The sequence below is a fragment of the Marinobacter sp. CHS3-4 genome (assembly GCF_030053415.1).
Taxonomy (GTDB): domain Bacteria; phylum Pseudomonadota; class Gammaproteobacteria; order Pseudomonadales; family Oleiphilaceae; genus Marinobacter.
Genome location: NZ_JASGBJ010000001.1, coordinates 1,392,446 through 1,415,679, shown reverse-complemented (window position 1 = coordinate 1,415,679; position 23,234 = coordinate 1,392,446). Strand labels below are relative to the sequence as shown.

23 protein-coding genes are annotated in these 23,234 nt (G+C 56.7%); 11 read left to right on the top strand and 12 right to left on the bottom strand.

The features are described from left to right. Nucleotides 1-42: 42 nt before the first annotated feature. The 5 genes from leuS (at nt 43) to QLQ17_RS06545 (ending at nt 5,336) form a co-directional block, all read left to right on the top strand. The gene (gene leuS / locus QLQ17_RS06565; protein WP_283209054.1) at nt 43-2,628 is read left to right on the top strand and encodes a leucine--tRNA ligase; all 2,586 of its coding nucleotides are present in this window, start codon (nt 43-45) and stop codon (nt 2,626-2,628) included. 1 nt (nt 2,629) lies between these two features. After that, nucleotides 2,630-3,181, top strand: coding sequence for an LPS-assembly lipoprotein LptE (locus tag QLQ17_RS06560; protein WP_283208744.1), 552 nt, complete (start codon nt 2,630-2,632; stop codon nt 3,179-3,181). Continuing rightward, on the top strand, nt 3,178-4,194 hold the full coding sequence (gene holA, locus QLQ17_RS06555) for a DNA polymerase III subunit delta (RefSeq protein ID WP_283208743.1): 1,017 nt from the start codon (nt 3,178-3,180) through the stop codon (nt 4,192-4,194). The genes QLQ17_RS06560 and holA overlap by 4 nt, the downstream gene beginning before the upstream one ends. A gap of 80 nt (nt 4,195-4,274) precedes the next feature. Next, nucleotides 4,275-4,538 (top strand): hypothetical protein, encoded by a 264-nt coding sequence (locus QLQ17_RS06550; RefSeq protein ID WP_283208742.1) that lies wholly within the window; start codon nt 4,275-4,277, stop codon nt 4,536-4,538. A 159-nt stretch (nt 4,539-4,697) separates the two neighbouring features. Beyond that, nucleotides 4,698-5,336 (top strand): endonuclease, encoded by a 639-nt coding sequence (locus QLQ17_RS06545; RefSeq protein WP_283208741.1) that lies wholly within the window; start codon nt 4,698-4,700, stop codon nt 5,334-5,336. Nucleotides 5,337-5,417: 81 nt separating this feature from the next. On the opposite strand, the gene QLQ17_RS06540 is transcribed toward QLQ17_RS06545, so the two are convergent. The 9 genes from QLQ17_RS06540 to bioB all read right to left on the bottom strand — a co-directional run bounded on the left by QLQ17_RS06540 (nt 5,418) and on the right by bioB (nt 14,993). Beyond that, complete coding sequence (locus QLQ17_RS06540; RefSeq protein WP_283208740.1) at nt 5,418-7,208, bottom strand: acyl-CoA dehydrogenase C-terminal domain-containing protein; 1,791 nt, start codon at nt 7,206-7,208, stop codon at nt 5,418-5,420. A gap of 169 nt (nt 7,209-7,377) precedes the next feature. Further along, complete coding sequence (locus QLQ17_RS06535; RefSeq protein ID WP_283208739.1) at nt 7,378-9,177, bottom strand: acyl-CoA dehydrogenase C-terminal domain-containing protein; 1,800 nt, start codon at nt 9,175-9,177, stop codon at nt 7,378-7,380. Nucleotides 9,178-9,416: 239 nt separating this feature from the next. Further along, nucleotides 9,417-10,085 carry a putative metalloprotease CJM1_0395 family protein gene (locus QLQ17_RS06530; RefSeq protein ID WP_283208738.1) on the bottom strand — a complete coding sequence of 223 codons (669 nt, stop codon included), beginning with the start codon at nt 10,083-10,085 and terminating at the stop codon, nt 9,417-9,419. 42 nt (nt 10,086-10,127) lie between these two features. Beyond that, entirely contained in the window at nt 10,128-10,373 is a 246-nt protein-coding gene (locus tag QLQ17_RS06525; protein ID WP_283208737.1) for a flagellar biosynthesis protein FlgE, read from the bottom strand. A 50-nt stretch (nt 10,374-10,423) separates the two neighbouring features. After that, on the bottom strand, nt 10,424-11,116 hold the full coding sequence (bioD, locus tag QLQ17_RS06520) for a dethiobiotin synthase (protein WP_283208736.1): 693 nt from the start codon (nt 11,114-11,116) through the stop codon (nt 10,424-10,426). A gap of 19 nt (nt 11,117-11,135) precedes the next feature. Beyond that, nucleotides 11,136-11,960 (bottom strand): malonyl-ACP O-methyltransferase BioC, encoded by an 825-nt coding sequence (gene bioC / locus QLQ17_RS06515; protein WP_283208735.1) that lies wholly within the window; start codon nt 11,958-11,960, stop codon nt 11,136-11,138. Next, the gene (locus tag QLQ17_RS06510) at nt 11,957-12,709 is read right to left on the bottom strand and encodes an alpha/beta fold hydrolase (protein ID WP_283208734.1); all 753 of its coding nucleotides are present in this window, start codon (nt 12,707-12,709) and stop codon (nt 11,957-11,959) included. Before QLQ17_RS06510 ends, bioC begins: the two co-directional genes overlap by 4 nt. Then, nucleotides 12,706-13,884: an 8-amino-7-oxononanoate synthase gene (gene bioF / locus QLQ17_RS06505; RefSeq protein WP_283208733.1), complete on the bottom strand. Its 1,179-nt coding sequence runs from the start codon at nt 13,882-13,884 to the stop codon at nt 12,706-12,708. Before bioF ends, QLQ17_RS06510 begins: the two co-directional genes overlap by 4 nt. 26 nt (nt 13,885-13,910) lie before the next feature. After that, the gene (gene bioB / locus QLQ17_RS06500; RefSeq protein WP_283208732.1) at nt 13,911-14,993 is read right to left on the bottom strand and encodes a biotin synthase BioB; all 1,083 of its coding nucleotides are present in this window, start codon (nt 14,991-14,993) and stop codon (nt 13,911-13,913) included. Between the two features lie 309 nt (nt 14,994-15,302). On the opposite strand from bioB, the gene QLQ17_RS06495 reads away from it, so the two are divergent. Further along, a complete protein-coding gene (locus QLQ17_RS06495) occupies nt 15,303-15,767 on the top strand; it encodes a ComF family protein (protein WP_283208731.1) in 465 nt (154 codons plus the stop codon). 7 nt (nt 15,768-15,774) lie between these two features. On the opposite strand, the gene QLQ17_RS06490 is transcribed toward QLQ17_RS06495, so the two are convergent. Next, a complete protein-coding gene (locus QLQ17_RS06490; RefSeq protein ID WP_283208730.1) occupies nt 15,775-16,887 on the bottom strand; it encodes an NAD(P)/FAD-dependent oxidoreductase in 1,113 nt (370 codons plus the stop codon). Between the two features lie 148 nt (nt 16,888-17,035). On the opposite strand from QLQ17_RS06490, the gene QLQ17_RS06485 reads away from it, so the two are divergent. The 5 genes from QLQ17_RS06485 to cmoB are packed head-to-tail and all read left to right on the top strand — an operon-like array spanning nt 17,036 to nt 20,652. Beyond that, a complete protein-coding gene (locus QLQ17_RS06485; protein WP_283208729.1) occupies nt 17,036-17,458 on the top strand; it encodes a hypothetical protein in 423 nt (140 codons plus the stop codon). Nucleotides 17,459-17,467: 9 nt separating this feature from the next. After that, entirely contained in the window at nt 17,468-18,484 is a 1,017-nt protein-coding gene (locus tag QLQ17_RS06480; RefSeq protein WP_283208728.1) for a serine/threonine protein kinase, read from the top strand. A 24-nt stretch (nt 18,485-18,508) separates the two neighbouring features. Then, nucleotides 18,509-18,868, top strand: coding sequence for a PA3694 family proteiin (locus QLQ17_RS06475; RefSeq protein WP_283208727.1), 360 nt, complete (start codon nt 18,509-18,511; stop codon nt 18,866-18,868). A 14-nt stretch (nt 18,869-18,882) separates the two neighbouring features. After that, nucleotides 18,883-19,638, top strand: a complete 756-nt coding sequence (cmoA, locus tag QLQ17_RS06470; protein WP_283208726.1) for a carboxy-S-adenosyl-L-methionine synthase CmoA — start codon at nt 18,883-18,885, stop codon at nt 19,636-19,638. A gap of 18 nt (nt 19,639-19,656) precedes the next feature. After that, nucleotides 19,657-20,652 carry a tRNA 5-methoxyuridine(34)/uridine 5-oxyacetic acid(34) synthase CmoB gene (gene cmoB, locus QLQ17_RS06465; protein ID WP_283208725.1) on the top strand — a complete coding sequence of 332 codons (996 nt, stop codon included), beginning with the start codon at nt 19,657-19,659 and terminating at the stop codon, nt 20,650-20,652. Nucleotides 20,653-20,685: 33 nt separating this feature from the next. Here cmoB and QLQ17_RS06460 read toward each other — a convergent pair whose 3' ends face one another. After that, a complete protein-coding gene (locus tag QLQ17_RS06460; protein ID WP_283208724.1) occupies nt 20,686-21,981 on the bottom strand; it encodes an adenylosuccinate synthase in 1,296 nt (431 codons plus the stop codon). 27 nt (nt 21,982-22,008) lie between these two features. Then, the gene (locus tag QLQ17_RS06455) at nt 22,009-23,190 is read right to left on the bottom strand and encodes an ATP phosphoribosyltransferase regulatory subunit (protein WP_283208723.1); all 1,182 of its coding nucleotides are present in this window, start codon (nt 23,188-23,190) and stop codon (nt 22,009-22,011) included. Nucleotides 23,191-23,234: the final 44 nt, after the last annotated feature.

Below are 23,234 nucleotides of genomic sequence, written 5' to 3'. Positions count from 1 at the left end.
GCACATCCTATTTTTGACAGGGTAACTTTGGTAATGGCAGGAATGGACCAGCAATACAATCCCAGCGATGTTGAACGTAGCGCCCAGAAATTCTGGGAGGAAAACAACACGTTTACGGTTAAGGAAGAGCCGGGCAAGCCCAAATACTACTGCCTTTCCATGTTCCCCTACCCCAGCGGCAAACTGCATATGGGGCACGTTCGCAATTACACCATCGGCGACGTTATTTCACGGTATCAGCGCATGCAGGGTAAAAACGTCATGCAGCCCATGGGCTGGGACGCGTTCGGCCTTCCTGCAGAAAACGCCGCAATTGCCAACAAGACGGCGCCAGCGAAGTGGACCCACTCCAACATTGCCTACATGAAAAACCAGCTTAAGCAGCTGGGCTTTGGTTACGACTGGAATCGTGAGCTGGCCACCTGCAAGCCGGATTACTACCGCTGGGAGCAATGGTTCTTTGCCCGCCTTTATGAAAAAGGCCTAGTCTACAAAAAGATGTCCACCGTGAACTGGGATCCGGTCGACCAGACCGTACTGGCCAACGAACAGGTTGTGGATGGTCGCGGCTGGCGGTCAGGTGCCGTTGTCGAGCAGAAAAAAATACCCCAGTGGTTCATCCGCATCACCGACTACGCGGAAGAACTGCTGAGCGATCTGGAGCAGCTGGAAGACTGGCCGGAACAGGTCAAAACCATGCAGCGCAACTGGATCGGCAAGTCTGTGGGTACCGAGCTGACCTTCCAGATGAAAGGCGACCGTGATCCACTTGAGGTCTACACAACACGCCCTGACACACTCATGGGGGTCACCTACATGGCGGTGTCTGCGGAACACCCGATTGCCAGGGAATCCGCCAAACAGTATCCCGAAGTCGCCAACTTTGCCGAAGAATGCCGCAACAGCAAAACCGCAGAAGCGGACATGGCGGTCATGGAGAAAAAGGGCATTGATACAGGCTTCAAGGCCATCCATCCCCTGACACACGAAGAAATTCCGGTTTACATTGCCAACTTCGTACTCACCGATTATGGCACCGGCGCCCTGATGGCGGTTCCCGGGCACGATGAACGCGATCACGAATTCGCGATCAAGTACCGCTTGCCCATCAAGCAGGTGATCGCCGCCAGTGATGGTCGCAACATTGATGTTCAGGAAGAGGCCTTCACTGAGAAAGGCATCCTGGTGTCGTCCGGAAAGTACAACGGCCTGACCAGCGAAGAAGCCTTCGACGAAATTGCCAAATACCTGGAAGACAACGGCATTGGCAAACGCACGGTGAACTATCGTCTGCGCGATTGGGGTGTCTCTCGCCAGCGATACTGGGGTGCACCTATTCCCATGATGACTCTGGAAGACGGCACTGAACGCCCGGTTCCGGATGACCAATTGCCGGTCACGCTGCCAGAAGACGTCGAGATGGACGGCGTGCAGTCCCCTATTAAAGCCGACCCGGAATGGGCGAAGACGAGCTTCGAGGGCCAGCCTGCCACCTTGGAGACCGACACCTTCGACACGTTCATGGAATCGTCCTGGTATTACGCCCGTTTCTGTAGCCCGAACTACGACAAAGGCATGCTGGACCCGTCCGCAGCCAACTATTGGCTGCCCGTCGACCAGTACATCGGTGGTATCGAGCATGCCATTCTTCACCTGTTGTACGCGCGCTTCTTCCACAAGCTGCTGCGTGATGTTGGACTGGTGACCAGTTCTGAGCCATTCAATCGCCTGCTTTGTCAGGGCATGGTTCTGGCAGAAACCTACTACCGCGAAGATGACTCAGGCAAGAAAACCTGGATCTCGCCCGCCGACGTTGAGACAAGGCGTGACGATAAAGGTCAGGCCATTGAAACCGTTCACAAGGACGACGGCCAACCGGTGATTGCAGGCGGCGTCACCAAGATGTCCAAGTCAAAGAACAACGGCATTGACCCACAAGCCATCATTGATGAGCACGGCGCCGACACCGTTCGTCTGTTCATGATGTTTGCTGCGCCTCCTGAGCAGTCTCTGGAGTGGTCTGATAGCGGCGTGGAAGGCGCTCACCGCTTTCTCAAGCGCCTGTGGCGCATGGTGTCAGAGCACGCTTCCAATGGCCCGGCCCCGACATTGAATGCCGCCGAGCTGACAGACGGACAGAAAAACCTGCGTCGCAAGACTCACGAAACCATTGCCAAAGTCAGCGACGACATCAGCCGCCGTCTGACGTTCAATACGTCCATTGCTGCCGTGATGGAACTGCTGAACGAAGTCGCCAAACTGACCGACCAGGAAGCCCAGAGCCAGGCCGTCCGTCAGGAAGCACTGGATTCGGCCGTCGCGATGCTTGCGCCCATTGTTCCCCACATCTGTCACCAGCTGTGGCAGGCATTGGGTCATACGGATCCAGTGGTCGACGCTGCCTGGCCGGAAGCTGATAAGGACGCCATGGTGCGCAGTGAAATCCAGGTGGTCCTTCAGGTGAACGGCAAAGTCCGGGCAAAAGCAGACGTCCCGGCAGATATCGACAAAGGCAGCCTTGAAACCCTCGCTTTGGAAAACGAAAACGTAGTGCGGTTTACCGAGGGCAAAACGGTCCGCAAGGTGATCGTCGTTCCGGGCAAGCTGGTCAATGTGGTAGCCAACTGATATGCAGCCACTGCCTGGGCTGATCCGGCAATCGAGCGCAACAAACCTGTTGTGTGTGCTAATCGGCCTGACCGTTGCGGGATGCGGCTTTCAGTTGCGCGGAGCCTCCACCGTACCCGACGCCGTGCAGCCTCTGGCATTGAAGTGCAAGGCCCCTGTGCCAGACCGGCTTTGTCGAGCGGTGGAAAACCAACTGAATCTCGGGCAGGTGGCAACCAGCACACCGGGAAAAGCAGCTGCTACGCTGGAATTGACCGGGTTTCGCCAGGAACGGCGGGCCAACGCGGTCACCTCCCGGGCGGTTGCGGCCGAGTATACGCTCCGGCAATCGGTGAATGCGGAAGTCGTTTCCGCCAGTCAACGCCCGCTCCTCGTCCGAGAGAGAGTCAGCACCACCGAATCCTATCGCTACGACGAGACCAACGTACTCGCCAAACAACGTGAGGAAGAGGCCCTTCAGGAACGACTGTCAGAACGTCTCGCCCAACAAATTCTGTTTCGTCTGGCTCCACTGAACCAGACCCGGGTCGACAGCCTTGAGGAGGCCCAGTGAAAATTCAGGCCGGCCAGCTTGAACAGCAACTGGAGAAAAAACTCTCCCCCGTCTATCTGGTGTCTGGCGATGAAGCCCTGCTGGTTCAGGAATCCTGCGATCAGATACGCAAAGCCGCACGAAAAGCAGGCTTCGAAGACCGCCTGGCCTTCCATGCTGACGCACAGTTCGATTGGTCGCGCCTGGCGGAAGAATTCAATGCCATGTCTCTGTTTGCCGAGAAAAGACGCATTGAAGTCCACCTGCCCACGGGCAAGCTCGGCGATGGCCGAGACATCGTCGAGCGCTTTCTGGAAGAGCCTCCCGAGGACGTGATTCTGATTCTGATCAGTGCTCGACTGGATGCCGCAGAAACCCGCCGAAAATGGTACAAGGCACTTCAGCAAACCGGTGTGCATTTGCCCATCTGGCCCATTGATTCCGACAAATTCCCCGGCTGGTTACAGCAACGAGCCAGGCAACACGGCATCAGCCTGACCCGCGGTGCCCTTGCGCTGCTCGCCGAACGTCTGGAAGGCAACCTGTTGGCCGTCAGTCAGGAACTGGATCGCCTGGCACTGTTCGCTTCCGACAGCACTGTCGATGAAGACTCAATTGAACAGGCCGTTCAGGACAGCTCTCGCTTCAATGGCTTTGAGTTGGTCAGTGAGACCCTGGCGGGCCGGGCGACTCACGCCCGCAAAATTGCCGGGGCGCTACAGCACGAGGGGGAAAACCCGCTGGGATTCCTGACACTGCTGAACCGTGACCTGAATCTGGCCATGGAAATCCGCATCGCGTCTGCAAGACAGACCAGCAACGAGAGCACATCCGGATTCCTGAAAAAGCGCGGCATCTTCCAACCTCAAAGAGCCCGCGCTATTGAGCAGGCCTCCAGACGCCTGAGCAGGGCCCAATTAAACGCTGCGGTCGAGCTGTGCAGTGCAGCAGACAGAGCCGCCAAAGGCTTTGACCCTCTGCCACCGTGGCACCATATTCAGGATCTCATCACCCTCCTGGCCAATCCGGCCTGAACCCGTTTTACGGCTTGACAAAAAACGGTCAGCAGTCGCATCTTGATCATTGAAGTGTCAGCCAAACGGGAGGCACAACCATGAGTATCCGCGACGATCTGAAACAACTTTCTGAAAAAATCAAAGCCTATCGGGATGAGGCTCGTGTTCAGATTCATTTGGCCAGGGAAGATGTGAAAGATGAATGGGATGATCTGGAACAGGACTGGGAGCGTTTCAAGGAACGGCTTGAAAAGCTCTGGCACGACGCGGAGAACACCTCGAGAGAGGCACAGGATGCAACCCATCAGTTCGGAGAGGACTTGAAAAAGTCCTATCAGGCCATTCGGGATCGCCTCAGGTAAAGTGTGCGCCTGTTAACACTTTGCTACAAAGGGCCTACAAGATGCGGCAGATTGTGTCGGGTATTGTGTCATAATTCTCATTATCAGTGAAAAAAGCGTCATTTTTCTGAAGAAACTGATCCAAAACCGACGCTTGGACCACGACGAGGTATGATAATTATGAAAGCACTGGTCTATTTTCTCATAGCACTTCCGATACTCACCCTTTCCACTTTCGTTACCGGACAAAACACGCGATTCAGCGATCCAGAGACCGTGATCAAAGACGAATTTTGGGGCAACCTGTACGCAGACGGCGGCACTTCCTTTTTCTGCCAGGAACCGTTCACTAGCAAAGGTTTTTTGCTAACCGACGGCTACATCTATCCGCTGGCGCAGGTCAGGCGAGCGTTGGACTGCGGTACCAGCCAGCAATGCAAGCAGAACGACCGATACCGTCAAATTGCGTCTGACCTGCACAACATCGTGCCGGTTAGCAGCCGAATCGAGATGTCCCGTCGTAATGCGCTCTATGAAAACCTGGGCTCTACCGGCGGCGAACCTGACGATTGCGGCATTCGGGAAAGCGCCCAATTCTTTGAGCCGCCGGGCATTGTTAAGGGTGATATTGCCAGAACCGTTGCCTACATGGTGAGCACCTACAACCTGCCATGGGCGGGCGCTAACCGGGTGTTCGTAGGCTGGAACCAGATGGATCCCCCAGACGACAGTGAATTGACTCGCCATCGCCAGGTCGCAGAAATACAGGGTAATGAAAACCCGTTTGTGCTAGACCCTAGCCTGGTAAATCAACTCTAGAAATAGCAATTCAAAGTCCGAAAACGAAAAAGGCAGGCCCAGTGGCCTGCCTTTTTTAATCCAGATAACTCTGGGCTCCGATCAGAACTCTTCTGCAGTCAGCGCCATCATCGAGTCACTGCCACTGCGGATACCTTCCGCCAGGGCTACGGTTTTTGGCAGCAAGCGGTCAAAATAGAACCGGGCCGTTTTGATCTTACCGGTGTAAAAACCAGAGGTATCGCCTTCGGCCTTATCAGCCGCAGCCTTGACGATCTTCACCCACATATAGCCGAGTGCGGTCAGGCCGAACAGGTCAAGGTAGTCTACAGCGGCAGCGCCGATCGATTCCGGATTCTCTCCCGCCTTGGCAATCACGTTTTCTGTCACGTCAGACAGGCGCTCAAAAGCGGCCGCGAGCGGCTCCAGATAAGGACGCAGGGCCTGATTGTCACTGTTTTCTTCGATGAACGTGGCGATGTCATTGGCAAACAGTTCGTACAGCTTACCCTGGCTACCGACCACCTTACGGCCCATCAGGTCCATGGCCTGGATGCCATTGGTACCTTCATAGATCTGGGTGATCCGGCAATCTCGAACCAACTGCTCCTGGCCCCATTCACGGATAAAGCCGTGACCACCAAACACCTGCTGGCCAATGATCGTAGTATCCAGACCACGGTCAGTCAGGAACGCTTTGGCCACCGGGGTCAGCAGCGCAACCATGCCCTCGGCGTGTTTACGACGCTCGTCGTCTTCGGCGTACTTGGCAATGTCCAGCCACTGGGCAACGTAGGTTGAAAACGCGCGACCACCCTCCACGTAACCTTTCATGGTCAGCAGCATACGGCGTACGTCCGGGTGTACCAGAATCGGGTCAGCGGCTTTTTCAGGCTCTTGAGCACCGGTCGGTGAACGGCTCTGGATGCGCTCCATGGCGTATTCACGAGCGCTTTGCAGAGATGCCTCGGCAGCACCGATACCCTGGATACCAACGCCCAGACGCTCGTAGTTCATCATGGTGAACATGGCAGCCAGGCCTTTGTTCTCTTCCCCGACAAGCCAGCCCTTGGCACCATCGAAGTTCATGACACAAGTAGCCGAGCCTTTGATACCCATTTTCTTTTCCAGTGAGCCACAGCTAAATTGATTGCGCTCACCCAGCGACCCATCATCGTTAACCATGAACTTGGGCACCAGGAACAACGAAATGCCTTTCGGGCCTTTGGGCGCGTCTGGCAGCTTCGCCAACACCAGATGGATGATATTTTCAGCCATGTCGTGCTCGCCCCAGGTAATGAAGATCTTGGTACCTGAAACGTTGAATGAACCGTCGTCGTTAGGCTCTGCTTTGGTACGAATAATACCCAGATCAGTACCTGCGTGTGGCTCGGTCAGATCCATCGCACCGGACCAGACACCGGAATACATATTCGGCAGGTACTTCTCTTTCAGTTCCTGACTACCGTGGGCATCCAGGGCCAGACAGGCACCGGCAGTCAGCATCGGCGCCAGACCAAAAGCCATGTTCGCGCCCTGCATCATTTCCTCAAACTGGGCGACCAGGGTCTTGGGCATACCCATGCCGCCAAACTCCGGGTTACCACCCAGACCGTTCCAGCCACCTTCAACAATAGTTTGGTAAGCTTCACGGAAGCCATCCGGTGTGGAGACCTCACCGTCGTTCCACTTGCAACCCTGCTCATCGCCCTCACGATTCAATGGTGCAAGCACACCGCTGGTGATTTTGCCGGCCTCTTCCAGAATGGCATCTGCCGTATCCGGATCTACGTTTTCCGCTACTTTTGGCAGCGAGGCCCAAAGTGCTGGTGCATCAAATACTTCATTCAGTACGAAGCGCATGTCACGTAAGGGTGCCTGATAATCAGCCATCTAAAATTCTCCACCATTCAATCGAGAGGCGCATGTGCGTTTTGAGACGCGCCATTCTAACTCAATATTGCTACTGACTCATTCAGCATTTGAAGACAGTGCCAAAGGTCCTGTCACAAAAAAGCCCGCCTCCGGGGAGAGCGGGCTTTTCTAGCCTTTGAAACCCGCCTTAGAGGGCGAAAGCTTCTTCAGGCATATCCATCAGGCTGTCCGCGCCAGCAAGCATGCTTTCTGCGTGAGCCCTGGCCCGTGGCAGCAGCCGCTTGAAGTAGAAGCGAGCTGACTGGATTTTCGCGTTGTAGAACATTTCTTCCGTGGTGCCCTCAACCATCTTGTCATGAGCCACCTTGGCCATACGTGCCCACAGGTAGGCGAATACGGCGTAACCGGAATACATCAGGTAGTCCACAGAAGCGGCACCCACCTCTTCACGGTTCTTCATGGCGGTCATGCCGATCTTCATGGTGAGATCGCCCCACTCTTTGTTCATCGCGGCCAGCGGCTCGATGAATTCCTTGAGCTGCTCGTCGTCGGCGTTTTCCTTGCAGAACATGTGAACCTGCTTGGTAAAGCCTTTCAGAGATTCGCCCTGAGTCATCAGAACCTTACGACCCAACAGATCCAGTGCCTGGATACCGGTGGTGCCTTCGTAGATCATGCCGATACGGGCATCACGTACGTTCTGTTCCATGCCCCACTCGGAGATGAAACCGTGGCCACCCAGGACCTGCATGCCCAGGTTAGAAGCCTCGTAACCGATCTCGGTCAGGAAAGCTTTGGCAATTGGCGTCAGGAAGCCCAGAGACTCGTCAGCCGCTTTGCGCTCTTCTTCAGTCTTGCCACTGTGAACAATATCTGCCTGCTGGGCAGTCAGATAAATAAGGGCGCGTGCGCCTTCAGCCACAACTTTCTGAGTCAACAGCATGCGACGAACGTCCGGATGAACGATGATCGGATCAGCCGGCCCGTCCGGGTTCTTCGGACCACTCAGAGAGCGCATTGCCAGACGATCCTTGGCATAAGCCAGAGAGCCCTGGAAACCAAGTTCCGCTGCGCCCAGACCCTGGATCGCCGTACCGATACGGGCAGTGTTCATGAAAGTGAACATGCAGTTCAGGCCCTTGTTCTCTGGCCCGATCAACCAGCCTTTGGCGCCGTCAAAGTTCATCACGCAAGTGGCGTTACCATGGATGCCCATTTTGTGCTCAAGAGAACCACAGGAAACGGCGTTGGGCTCACCGGCAGAACCGTCTTCGTTCGGCAGGCGCTTGGGAACAATGAACAGCGAGATACCCTTGGTACCTTCCGGAGCGCCTGGCAGACGCGCCAGCACAACGTGAACGATGTTTTCTGCCATATCGTGCTCACCGGCAGAAATAAAGATCTTGGTACCCGTGATTGAATAGGTGCCGTCTGCATTGGGCTCAGCTTTGGTGCGCAGGGTGCCCAGGTCTGAACCACAATGCGGTTCGGTCAGACACATGGTGCCGGTCCACTCACCGCTGATCAGCTTGGTCAGGTAAGTCTGCTTGTGCTCTTCCGAACCGTGAGTCTCGATGGTGTTGGTGCAGCCGTGGCTGAGCCCCGGATACATACCGAAAGACCAGTTAGCGGTGCCAACCATTTCGCTCATCACCAGACCCAGCGAATGAGGCAAGCCCTGACCACCGTAGTTGGGGTCCGCTGTCATTGAAGGCCATCCGCTCTCAACGTACTGCTGATAGGCTTCTTTGAAACCGGTCGGAGTTTTAACGCCGTCTTCGGTCAGTGTGCAGCCTTCCTGGTCACCCACCCGATTCAGTGGAGACAATACCTGCTCACAAAACTTGGCTCCCTCCGCGATGATGGCGTCTACCATATCCGGGGTGGCGTCCTCTCCCCCTTTCAGATTGGCGTAGTGCTGCTCGCTGTCGAGCAGCTCAGACATAACAAATTTGATATCGCGCAGGGGCGCTTTGTACTCAGGCATTGGGCTTCACCTCAATTGTTCATTCGCTATCGCAACCCGGTTGCGACGGTTTGCCTTGGGGTTTGAATCGGCGGCCAGAACGGTTCCTTCGCCGCAAATTAAACACTTGTTTGAAACATACGTTTAGAGGCACAGAATTGTCAATAGAAAGCTTTGAAATTTGTGTATGGTTTTGTGCACAAATATTTCAGTTGATTCAGGCTCGTGCCCGCAACTAACAGGTCGGAAAAAGAGGTTTTTCAGGCAGTTGCCTGGAAGGGGACGGACGGGCTCCGCTCGGCGTCAGCACCAGCGAAGCCTTCGACAGATTGGTAGGTTCTGGATGCGTCTTCGTTGACTCGTGGGGTATTACTGCTTTCAGCGGACTTCGGGCCCTGCGAGTCCCGACTCCCGGAATCTGTCGCCAATTCGGCCTGAGCCTGCAACATCAACTGCATCGCCTGAGCCGCCACGGCTCGATCCTGCGGCGATGGTTCGGCCGGGGCCAAAGCCGCCGCCCTAACAGTTCGCATTTTTTCAATGGTCGCCTGTGGATCACCGCTGACCGGCGAAGTATCAATCGAGACCTCGCCACCAACGGCGTACTGGGCGCCATCCGGGCCTCGTTCATAAACGTACGAAATAGCGCCGGCGTACTGGCCACCGACCGCCTGATGGGCGGCCTCGTGGGCTCGAACTTCACGATCGCGTGCTTTGAGTTCGGTGAGTTGCTTTAACTCGGCAGAATCCAGGCCCTCGGGATTGTCAGTACGCCCGGAAATCTTCGACTTCCCCTCCTCCTGCTGACCAGAACCGGTTTCATTAGCGGCTTTCGGTGCAGAGGTAGTAGCGCCCGACGTTCCAGAGACCCGGAATGCCGGGACTTTGGAAGTCAGCGGATTCGAAGACAGGGGATTGACGAGATTCATTTGTGATCACTGGGCATGCAGGCGAGGGAGCGCCCCGCCGGATCAGGCGTTAATATCCAACAACGTACCAAGGGTTTCGTCCGCTGTTTTGACCACCTGGGCAGAAGCCTCAACACTTCTTTCGTAGAGCTTAAGATCCAGAATGGGCTCCACCAGGCCGCCAGCACTTTCGGCAGAACCCTGGGGGCCATCCACCCCTCCACGAGCTATCTGGCGGGCGGCTTTCTCCATACCCTGGATGCCTTCCTGAACTCCCTGGATACCAATTCCGAGCGTGTTATTGATCATAACGTCTCATTCCAAGATGGTGTATAACGTCAATTAGGCCACAAAATTGGTCATTTTTCAAACAGAGCGTCAATGTTCAGGTGCTCGGCCATCGCTGAGGGAACAGGATTGGCCTGCCACGGCATCACGCCCAGACAGCGAGCGCCCAGATGGCCCTGCAGATAGTCGAGGGTCTCCTGCTCGCAATCCATAAGGTCTTGCCGTGGTCGATTCGCCACCCAGCCCGCAAGGGAAAGACCGTCCCGGCGGATGGCCTCTGCGGTTAACATCGCATGATTGATACACCCAAGCTGCAGCGGAACCACCATGATGACGGGCATCTGGAGTGAAACGGGCACAGCCGCGTAGGTCTCACGATCGTTCAGGGGCACGCGCCAGCCACCCGCTCCCTCAACCAACAGCAGGTCCGCCGGGCGGGTTTGCAAGCCGCGGCAAAAACCGACCAACCTCTGTGACGTGACCTGGCGACCGGCTTGAGCAGCGGCCACATGGGGCGCAATGGCCGGAGCCAACGCAACCGGATTGACCTGATCGTACGAGAGCGGTTTCGTCATAGCCTCGATCAGGGTCAGCGCATCCTCATTTCTGAGCCCTTCCGGCGTTTCCTCACAGCCAGAAGCGATGGGCTTCATGGCCAGAGTTCTCAAACCTTTGGCCGCGGCAGCTTGCAGAATGGCCGCTGACACAAGGGTTTTGCCAACGCCCGTATCTGTTCCAGTCACAAAAAAGCTCTTCTTTGCCATCTAACGTCACTTCTATCAGTTATTCAGGAAGCCGGAAGGTAATCCAGGCGGCTTGATAGGTAGCAACAACCTGCCCGGAGGTTGCCCTTGGATAGTGACGACACATTGCTCGCAGTCGGCCCGGCGCCGTCGCACTGGAACGTCGTGCGGCGCCTTTAAAGCCCGCACCAATGGCCTTGAGCTCCGACAACAGCGCCATAGGCGTCGGATAGTCCAGGAGGATGGTCTCCTGACTTAACCGGGCTTCTGGCAAGGTTCGATTGACCCAACTCGCGTAGGAATCTGCCGTATCAAATCGATTGACGTGCTGGTGATCGGGATCCGCTTTGTGCCAGGCCTCTTTGAGTTCAAACAGCGTGCCATCCAGCAAGGTGGACATCATGAGCTGACCACCCGGTTTAAGCACCCTACGGCATTCAGAAAGCACTTGCTCGGGGTTCTCGGCCCACTGGATCATCAAATTGCTGAATATCAGGTCAACACTGTTGTCTTTAAACGGCAGGACTTCGGCATCCGCAGCCAACCATTGCAAGTCGGTCGGACAGGCAGACTTCGCAAACTGCAGCATGCCGGGGGCCAAATCGACGCCAACGGTGTGCTCAACTCGACCACGTTCGCCAATCTCTCGAGTGAACCAGCCGGTGCCGCAGCCGAGATCCAGCGCAAGGCCACGTCTCTCGCTGTCGCGATCCGATACCGGAAGGATACGGTCGACCATCACCTGCCCCATGTAGCGCTGGAGCCTGGCAGCGGGATCGTATGTTCTGGAGGCCGCCCCAAAATCCCTGGCAATAACGGATTTTTCAGGGGCAACAGACGCCTTATGCTGTGAAGGGAGAGTCATACCACCTCCTGCTGCTGGGTAAAAAATTCAGCCATAGACCGACCGCAGTTGATCGCATGCTGACCTCGGGGCCAATGGGTCATGCCGGGAATCACCCGACATTCGGCGCATTCGGGCAGGGACAATTGCTGATCCCATGGAGCGACCAGAGTATCGTGGCTTCCTGAAAGGTGAAGCGCAGGCACGTCTGAACATTGCCAGACCTTTCTTTGGTCCTCGTCGGCCAGCCACTGCAGCCCCTTAACCAGATTCGCCGCTGACGCAGCAGGCCCGTTTTCAATCCAGGTCATGAGTTCCTGCCGCGCTTCCGAGCGCTCGCTTTGTCGGCAACCGTGAATCATCAGCTGTTGGAAACGACGCCAGGTTCGCTGAGCGTTGGAATTCAGGCCTGCTACAAACGCCTGGAACGTGGCCGGCTCCATACCACAGGGCCATTCAGGGGCTTTAACAAACCGGGGGAAGCCGGCTACGGTCACCACCGACTGGACTAGCGAATCCTTCACACCGGCTGCCGCCATAGCCACCTGCGCCCCCTGCGACCAGCCCAGCCAAACTGCCGGTTCCGGGTGCCGACGGGTCAGAACATCGGCGACCTCGCAAATCGAACCGCAGTCTGCCAGCAACTCATCATTCAGAGATTCATAACGAACTTCGGCGGGCCAGCTCCGAACCACTGGCGCCAACATCAGAGCGTCCACGCCCCATCCCCCAACCACGATCAGGGGCAGGCTTCGCCAGGCCCGGGTCATACCGCCTGTTCAGCCGCCGGGGCCAGAAGTGAACGACTCTCATCCAGCCCGGCCAATAACTGGTTCAAATCATCCCAGGTATGGGCAGCACTGAGGGTGACCCTTAGCCGTGCTTCGCCATCTGGCACGGTCGGAGGGCGAATAGCGGTGACCAGTAACCCCCGCTCTTCCAGTGCCCCGCTGAGTGCCAGTGCTGTCCAGTTGTCGCCCAGCATGATGGGTTGAATGGGGGTATCCGATGCCATGAGCTGATACCCCATCGCGGACGCTTGTTGGCGAAAATGACGGATCAGGGACTGCAGGTGATCCCGGCGGGCCTGCTCGCGTTCAATAAGGTCTAGACTGGCACAGGTTGCCGCTGCAATGGCCGGCGGCATCGCTGTGGTATAGATGTAAGTGCGCGCCTTCTGCACCAGGTAGTCCATCAATACCCCGGGTCCTGATACAAATGCACCGCTGGTGCCGACTGCCTTACCAAGGGTACCGACCAACACCGGTACGTCTTCTTCGGTCAGCCCGAACTCTGCAAGGCTGCCACGCCCTTCCGGGCCCAGCACACCAATACCGTGGGCGTCATCCACCACCAGCAGCGCATCGTGACGTTTGCAAAGACTGGCAAGCTGCCTCAATGGCGCCACGTCGCCATCCATACTGAAAACGCCGTCGGTCACCACCAGCTTATGACCGCCGGTGGATTTCAGCATTGTTTCCAGTGCGTCCGTGTCACCGTGAGGGTAACGCCTGACTCTGGCGCGGCTGAGAATGCAGCCATCGATGATGGAGGCATGATTCAACCGATCTGAAAAAATCGTATCGCCTCTCCCTGCGAGGGCAGATATGACCCCCATATTTGCCATATAGCCGGTAGAGAAGAATAACGCCGAGCTGCGCTGGGTAAATCGCGCCAGACGTTCTTCCAACTGATGATGGGCGTCGTGATGACCGCAGATAAGGTGAGACGCGGCGCCGCCAAGGCCATTCTCACTCATGGCTTCAGCGGCAACGCGGGTCAGTTCAGGATGACTTGCCAGCCCCAGATAGTCATTACTGCAGAAAGACAGTAACGGAGCGCCGTCGGAAACCAGCGCTGGCTGTTGCGGCCCGCTGATCTGACGCCGAACCCGGTAGAGCCCAGCCGCTTTACGTTCCTCGAGCTCGCCCGCAAAATCACGCATGGTGGTCTCCAGCGCCAGACAGGGCGTTACGCGGATTCCTGGGTCGCGTCATAGAACAGATGGCGGTTCTGCTCATACTCCACTGCTTCAGCCAGCGCTTCCTCTTCGGCCTCTTCAGGGTGGGCCTGTTCGCGCTCTTCCGGGCGGATACCAAGGCGGCGGAACAGCGCCATGTCAGCGTCAGCCTGCGGATTGGCAGTGGTCAGCAGTTTCTCACCGTAGAAAATCGAGTTGGCACCGGCCAGGAAACACAGAGACTGCATTTGCTCATTCATTTCCTCACGGCCTGCAGAAAGGCGAACGTGAGACGCAGGCATCATGATGCGCGCCACCGCAATGGTCCGAATGAAGTCAAACGGATCCAGATCTTCCACATCTTCCATGGGCGTGCCTGGCACTTTCACCAACATGTTGACCGGTACGCTTTCCGGCTGCTGTGGCAGGTTAGCCAGTTGAACCAGCAATCCGACGCGGTCGTCCGGGTCTTCACCCATCCCGACAATGCCGCCACAGCACACTTTCATGCCAGCCTTACGCACGTTATCCAGCGTATCCAGACGGTCCTGGTAGGTCCGCGTCGTAATGATGTGACTGTAATACTTCTCGGAGGTATCCAGATTGTGGTTGTAGTAATCCAGGCCCGCCTCGGCCAATTCATCCGCCTGCTCCTGTTCCAGCATTCCCAGGGTCATGCAGGTTTCAAGGCCCAGGGATTTCACCTGTTTCACCATGTCCACAACGTAACCCATGTCCTTCTTGGAGGGGCTACGCCAGGCAGCGCCCATACAAAAACGCGAGGCGCCTTTTTCTTTGGCCGCTTTGGCTTCTGCAACCACCTTTTCAATCTCGAGCAACTTTTCCTTGTCCAGGCCCGTGTTGTAATGGCCGCTTTGAGGGCAGTATTTACAATCCTCCGGGCAGGCGCCGGTCTTGATCGACAACAGGGTGCTGACCTGAACCTCATTGGGATCAAAATTTTCCCGATGAACACTCTGGGCCCGAAACATCAGATCATTGAATGGCAGCTCGAACAGTGCACGGGCTTCCTGCATGGTCCAGTCGTGTCGTGCGGTTGCAAGAGGCTTGGTGAGTGGTTCGGTGGCGGCCATAATAGAGTCCTGTTACTTTCCATAGTTCGCTGGTTAACGGATGACCAAATGATAAAGGGACTGAAGTCGCTGTCAACCTTGTTTGCACTAAAGGTTAACAGCAAAGGAAGCTGCGTTGCCTGTCATTCCCCCAATGGCCACTTCGGCCTATGCCTGAATTGTGCGAATGACCTGCCCGAAAACCTGTGTCAGTGCAGAGTTTGCGCCCTGCCGCTGCCGTTCAGCAGCGGCAATTTAGTCTGTGGACAATGCCTAAAAGACCCACCTGCGTTTAGCCGGACAATCGCCCCGTGGCGCTACCGGTTTCCCGTGGACGCCCTGGTCCAAAGGTACAAGGATTCCGGACAGCGAGCCTACGCACGGCCTTTGATCCACGGATTATCGAAAACAGTCGAAAAGACCTTCTACCGCCCGCCGGAGCGCCGACCAGAGCTTTTGATCCCCGCACCTATGCATCCGGCGCGCCGCAGGAAAAGAGGTTTCAACCAGGCAGCCGACATTGCCGAACATCTCAGCCGTGAGCTGGGCATCCCCTGGTCTGCAGATTCTTTGAAAAGAACGCGATACACGCCGACCCAACGCGGCCTTAATCGCCAGGCCCGACTGGCCAATCTTCAGGGAGTGTTTGCGGTGACCAAACTCCTGCCAGACAGAGTCGCATTGGTAGACGACGTAATAACCACCGGCGCTACCACCCGTCAATTGGCCGCGGTCATGAAAGAGGTGGGCGTAAAGGAGATCGAAATTTGGGCGCTGGCGCGCACGCCGGGGTAGCTCGCAACTACTGGCCAAGCAGATCGGCAACCCGATCCGCTATCGCCAGTGAGGCGGTAAGCCCGGGGGACTCAATCCCGAACAGATTCACCAGACCGGGCAATCCATGGTCGGCCTGCCCCTGAATCTGAAAGTCCGCAAACGAATCCTCAGGGCCATGAAGCTTAGGCCTGACGCCCGCGTACGCAGGCTGAAGGCGACGCTCGTCCAGCCTCGGCCACCACCTGCGGACACTCGCCGCAAACTGGCTCGCTCGCTGGCCATCCACGGTGAAATCGGGGGTTTCCACCCATTCAACATCCGGGCCGAAGCGCACCTGTCCGGCCATATCCAGCGTCAGATGAATGCCGAGCCCTCCCGGTTCGGGGACGGGATACACCAAAGACCGGAAGGGATGTTTTCCCGGATAGCTGAAGTACACGCCTCTGGCATAAAACGGCCGCGGAATACATTGATCGGGCAACCCCTCCAATCGCTGAGCCAAAGCAATGGCACCAAGCCCTGCCGAATTGACAAGCTGAGAGGCTTGTAGCCAGCAGGGCGCCTGACCACCCACCCTGATACGATATCCAGCAGGCTCACTGACAACCTGCTCAACGGGCGCCTGACAAATCAACTGCCCGCCGGCATCTTCAAGCTCCCCCAGTAAAGCCAACATCATGGCATGACTATCTACAATGCCGGTCTCCGGCGAAAACAGCGCGGCGTGCGCGTTGACCTCAGGGAGCCTGGATTTGAATGAAGGCCCTTCCCACCAATGCAAATCCACGCCATTGCGCGAGGCCTGAGCTTTTATCGCTGCAAGCCTTTCAACCTCCGGCCCCTGAGCAACGATCCACTTTCCACATTTATGGATCGGCAAATGGCGAGAGCCACAGAACTCATAAAGGTCTTGCCGTCCCTTTACGCAAAGCTCTGCCTTCAGCGAATCCTCCGGGTAGTAGATACCAGCATGGACCACCTCGCTGTTGCGCGACGACACGCCCTCGCCAAATCTCGGCCCGGACTCAAGCACAATCACTTCCCTGCCCTGGCGTGCCAGGGCCCTGGCCACAGCCAGCCCAACAACGCCAGCACCGACAACAACGGAATGGGTCTGGAAGATATCGAGATCTGTCATGGCTTTGATCCGACTGAAGAGACTGTAACGAAGCAAGCCATCGAGTATCTCAAAAGCACGGCGCAGTAAAAACCAGCAATCGCATTACGGTGACACCCCTAAAACCGTTATACTTCGCGCTGAAGCAAGTGCTGGGAGCCAAAGATCAATGACGGACAGGAAGCAATTCATCATCGTAATGCTGGTCGCCGCTATATTTGTAGGCTGGCTGGGATGGCGTGGCTTTGAGGTCATCAGCCTCAACCATGCCCTTCAGGACGACGACATTGTGGCCAAGTATCCCTACCAGCACCGGGTTGTTCGAGTGGAAGGAAATACCGCCATTATGAGTTCCTTACGCTCTCACTCCACCCCAACCCGGGATGCGCTGAACGCGGTTTTCCCGAGCATGCGTAATCTTGCCGACACCAGCCGGGAGTGGCAGCGAGCGGAGCGTGAAATGGCTCAGGTTCAGGCGCGTGCTGGCGACATCATCCTGGGCCAATCCGGCATTGACCGAATCCGCTGGGAACTGGACGAAAACTGGTATCACCTGAGCGACATGCAATCCAGGCAGAGTGCAAGGCGCTAACTCGTCCTTATGACTGATACCACCAATGCGACATCCAGCGCTCACCCCTACGACTCATTGACCCCGGACGTTATTCTAGACGGACTTGAAGACGCTGGCTTTGAAGTCAGCGGTCGCCTGTTTGCACTCAACAGCTATGAAAACCGGGTTTATCAGATTGGTATTGAGGAGCAATCTCCGGTGATTGCCAAGTTCTACCGTCCCGGGCGATGGAGCGAGCCCCAAATTCGTGAAGAGCATGACTTTACCCGGCAGCTTCTCGATGCCGACATACCGGTGGTTGCCCCAATGGCCTTGCCCACCGGTGAAACCCTGGGGCGGGTTGGCGAATTCCTGTTTGCCGTATTCCCCCAGCGTGGCGGCCAGGCACCTGACACCAGTGTGACTGACACTCTTTATCGTCTTGGCCAGTGGCTGGGTCAATTGCATAACTGCGGTGATACCCAGGATTTTGTTGAACGTCCCACCATGGATCTTATCCAGGGCTTGCGAGCCAATAATGAATTCCTGGTCAACGCAGGCTGGGTTCCTGAAGATTTGAGACCTGCCTGGGATTCCCTGCTTCCAGACCTGATTGCCAGCTGCAAGCGCAGAATGGACGACGCTGGCGACGTGCACTCGCTCAGAATTCACGGTGACTGCCATGCTGGCAACATCCTCTGTCGCGAAGAGCAGATGCTGTTTGTTGACCTGGATGATTGCCGCACTGGGCCAGCCATTCAGGACCTGTGGTTATTGCTCAACGGTGATGACGTGGAACGTGGCCAGCAGTTTGGCGAGCTTTTGGAAGGCTACGAAATGTTCCGTGACTTTAACCGCCGGGAACGTCATCTGATTGAACCACTACGCTGCTACCGCCAGATTGCCCATTGCGCCTGGTTGGCAAAGCGATGGGACGACCCCGCATTTCCGCGTTTTTTCCCGTGGTTCGCCCAACCCCGGTTCTGGTCTGATCAGATTCTGTCCCTGCGGGAGCAGCTAGCGGCATTGCAGAGCCCGTCGATCAGCCTGCCCGGGCAGTTTTAAAACACCCCGACATCGGAGCTAAGAGTGAGCCAGACTGACGCCAGATTTACCATCAGAAGTCTTATTTTGACGGCTGTAATTACACTAGTGGCAACCATTGTGGCGCTGGAATTTGCCGGTAAAATCGACCATTCAGATAACAAGGACCACGTGCCGGTTGGGGAATTCGAAGCCATTCATATCAAACCGGGCGAACCCTTCAGGATGTCCCCGAAGGCATCCGAATTGCACGCGGTTTGCGAGCAGGGCTTTCTTGCTATCGCTGCCGACGTTGACCCGGATTTCCGGGGTATACTGGTTGATTATAAAAACCGCGGTGTTCGATGCAGCCGTGGTCCTGGGCCCGTCCACGACCGCCCGGTTCATGACAACACCGGACAGTAAAAGGAGCCCGGCTGATGTCTTCTTCCACAAAAAAGCCCGACCAGGCCCAGGACCGACTATTCGCAACCGAGCAGTCCTCCGGTGAGTTCCGCTTCGATTCCGCCGTCGCCCGCGTGTTCCCGGATATGATCCGTCGATCCGTGCCCGGCTACACCACCATTATTCCAATGATCGAGGTCATCACCGATCAGTATGCGCAGCCCGGCAGTCACTGCTACGACCTTGGCTGCTCGCTGGGGGCGTCCACCCTGGCTATGCGGCATGGCATCGGTGACCGCGAATGTACGTTGATCGGCGTTGATAATTCGGACGCGATGATCGAGCGGTGTGAACACTACATCGCTCTGGACGACCACCCGCTGCCAGTCACCCTGAAATGTGAAGACATCCTGGACACGGACATCCAGAACACTTCGGTCACAACACTGAATTTTACCCTGCAATTTGTTGCCCCAGAACGCAGAACCGAATTGCTCGGACGCATTGCCGATGCCACCCTGCCCGGCGGCGTGCTGATTCTGTCCGAAAAAATCCGCTTTGAGTCCGACGTAGAACAAGCTGCTCAGACCGAGCTACACCACGAGTTCAAACGGGCCAACGGCTATTCCGACCTGGAGATCAGCCAGAAGCGGTCAGCACTGGAACGGGTGTTATTGCCTGAGACCCTTGCGGAGCATCAGGAACGCCTCCATACCGCAGGTTTCACGCGGGTCATGGTCTGGTACCAGTGCTTTAATTTTGTTTCCATGCTGGCCATAAAATCGCCCTGAACGGATCATTAACACTCCATGACGAATTTCGACTGGCAGAACTGCTACGGGCCTCTGCTCAAGGACCTAACGGAACGTGGCCTTGAAAGCTGGACATCACAGCTCGGGCAACAACTAAGACAGCGGTTTGATGACAATCCACACGGTGATGTGGGCAGATGGATGGCTGCTCTGGCATCACTCCCTCAGGTAGACACCGCTAACGTCGACTTCAATAAACCGGAAGTAACGTTGAGCGCTCCCGAGCCGCTGTCAGGGACCGCTATCGAACAGCTTGAAGCCGGATTAAGGGGTCTGATGCCCTGGCGCAAAGGGCCCTTCCAACTCTTTGGCACGTACATTGACACCGAATGGCGATCCGACTGGAAGTGGGACCGCGTGGCGCCTCATTTGTCCGATCTGTCAGGTAGAACAGTGCTGGATGTGGGGTGTGGATCCGGATATCACCTGTGGCGAATGCTTGGCAAGGGCGCCAGCCGTGTCATCGGGGTTGATCCCGGACTCCTCTTTCTGTTCCAGTTCCTGGCCGTCCGGAAATACATTTTACCGGAACCAAGGGCCGATATCCTGCCCATACGACTGGAAGACTTGCCACGTCGGCTGGAAGCCTTCGACACCACCTTTTCCATGGGCGTGCTATACCACCGCCGCGCGCCCCTCGACCATTTACTGGAACTGAAGGACACACTCAAGCGTGGGGGCGAGCTGGTGTTGGAAACGCTTGTCGTTGATGGGCCGGAGGGTTACAGCTTGATGCCGAAGGATCGCTACGGCCAGATGCGCAACGTCTGGTTTCTGCCCAGTTGCGACACGCTTCTGAGATGGCTGGATCGATGTGGTTTCAAAGACGCTCGCGTAGTGGATGTCAGCGTGACAACCGTCGAAGAGCAAAGACAGACCGACTGGATGCGTTTCCAGTCGCTGGAAGACTTTCTGGATCCGGACGACCCGAGCAAAACCATTGAAGGTTATCCTGGCCCCAAACGGGCGACATTCGTCGCGAGCAAACCCTGAATCGGGTTTGCTCGCTGAGTTCAGTATCCGCTCTTATTCGCCGAACGGATGCCGAAGAATGACCGTTTCAACCCGATCCGGGCCGGTTGAAATGATATCAATCGGCGCCTCGATCTGCTCCTCCAGGAAGTGGATGTAAGCACGGGCATTCTCTGGCAGCTGATCCAACGAGGTCAGGCCGAAGGTGCTTTCCTTCCAGCCCGGCAGTTCCTCGTAAACAGGCTCAATGTCCTTGAAGGTGTCGCAGCCGATGGGTGGACGGAAAATTTCGCCCTGTGGTGTCTTGTAGCCGATGCACACCTTGACGGTGTCCATGCCGTCGAGCACATCGAGCTTGGTCAGACAGATACCGGACACACTGTTGATTTGAATGGCATGACGCAACGCGACGGCATCAAACCAGCCACACCGGCGTGAACGGCCGGTAGTGGTACCAATCTCGTTACCTTTCACAGCCAGGTGATGGCCCATGTCATCAAACAGCTCCGTCGGGAAGGGACCTGAACCTACGCGGGTCGTGTAAGCCTTGGTAATACCCAGCACGTAATCCAGGAACAGCGGCCCAAAACCGGAGCCGGTTGCGGTGCCGCCGGCGGTGGTGTTGGAGGAGGTCACGTAAGGGTAGGTACCCAGATCAATGTCCAGCAAGGAACCCTGCGCACCTTCGAACAGGATGTGTTCGCCACGCTTTCGCAAGTCGTGAAGAATGTCGGTGACGTCTGCCGCCATCGGCAGGATTTCCTCACCCATGCCGCGCAGCTCGGCCAGAACCTGGTCGATATCTTCGGCTTCTTCCTTGAAATACTCGGTCAACACGAAGTTGTGGTAGGTCATGATTTCCCGCAGCTTCTCTTCGAAACTCACGGGATTCAGCAAATCACCCAGACGAACGCCCCGGCGGCTTGCTTTGTCTTCGTACGCGGGGCCTATACCACGCCCTGTGGTACCAATCTTGTCTACACCGCGGGCGCGCTCGCGGGCCTGATCAATACGCACATGGGTCTTCAGAATGATCGGGCACGCCAGGCTGATTTTCAGGCGCTCACGCACGGCGACGCCGTTGGATTCCAATTCCCGGACTTCCTTGAGCAGAGCCTCCGGCGACAATACAACGCCGTTACCAATCAGACACTGAACGTCCTGGCGCAATATGCCGGATGGAATCAGGTGAAGGGCCGTTTTCTTGCCCTCGATAACGAGCGTGTGGCCAGCGTTGTGACCGCCCTGAAAACGGACGACGGCGGCCACTTTGTCTGTCAGCAGGTCAACGATCTTACCTTTGCCTTCGTCACCCCATTGGGTGCCCAGTACTACAACGTTCTTACCCATGATGTTCTCTCGATTCGTCCAGCTCAGTTAGTCCAGGTGTTCCACGACCCACTGGCCGTCACGCTTAACAAGTATTCTGTCGCATCCCCGAGTGCGGGGGTCGGTGTCGCCGTCTTCCGGCAGTGCCCGAATGACCGTTTCAGTAAGACGCAGCCCGGCAATCACGCCTTCAAGCGCATCGTCCTCATTGGCTGGCGCCCAGATCAGTCCGGATGAATGACTGGCCCGCTGCCCAAGAGACGCCAACGAACGAATATCCAGACTGAAACCGGTCGCAGGGCGTGCGCGGCCAAAATCACTGCCAATGGCGTCGTAACGGCCACCTTTGCCAACCGCGTCACCGTGGCCAGGGACGTAGGCCGCAAAGACCAGCCCGGTGTGATAGTTGTACCCGCGAAGTTCGCAGAAATCGAAACCGAAGCTCACCTCCGGGAAGTGCCGCTCCAGCATGTCTGCGACCCGTTCCAGCTGTTCCAGCGCTTCCTGCAACGCCTTGGGGGCGCTTGCAAGAATCGAGCTGGCCTCTTTTAACGCATCGCGGCCACCGCTGACCCGGGCAAGCTTGCGAAGCATGTCGCCGGCAGAGCCCTTGGGACAATCGCCCAGCCATTCGTCCAGCTCCGGCACCGATTTTCGTGCCATGGCATCGAATATCGCGGCTCCCGTGTCACGGTCAAACCCGGCTTCGCGCACCAGGTTTTCGTAGATGGCCACATGCGCAAGATCCAGATGCACTTTCGGTAGGCCAGCTACTCGAAGAGTTTCCAGCAGCAGCCCAATGACTTCCATATCTGCGGTTTCGGAGCTGCTACCAAACAGCTCGCAGCCTGCCTGAATCGGCGTGCGCCCCGTCAGCATGTGCCGTGGCCGGGTGTGAAGCACATGGCCTGCGTAACACAAACGGGTAATGCCATCCTGGCCCAGAGTATGGGCATCGATGCGGGCGGCCTGTGGCGTCATATCGGCACGCAGCCCCATCATTCTCCCGGTCAGCTGATCGGTCAGCTTGAACGTCTGCAATTCCAGATCGTGGCCGGTTCCGGTGAACAATGATTCCAGGTATTCAATGAGTGGCGGAATAACCAGCTGGTAGCCCCAGCGCTGACAGGTGTCCATGACATCCCGGCGCAAAGATTCGATCTGTCCAGCCAGCGGCGGAAGAATGTCTTCGACGCCATCAGGCAGAAGCCAGCGATCAGATACTGTCATGAGATTCGGTTGTCCGTTCTGACCCGTGGCGCTGGCGGGCGCGC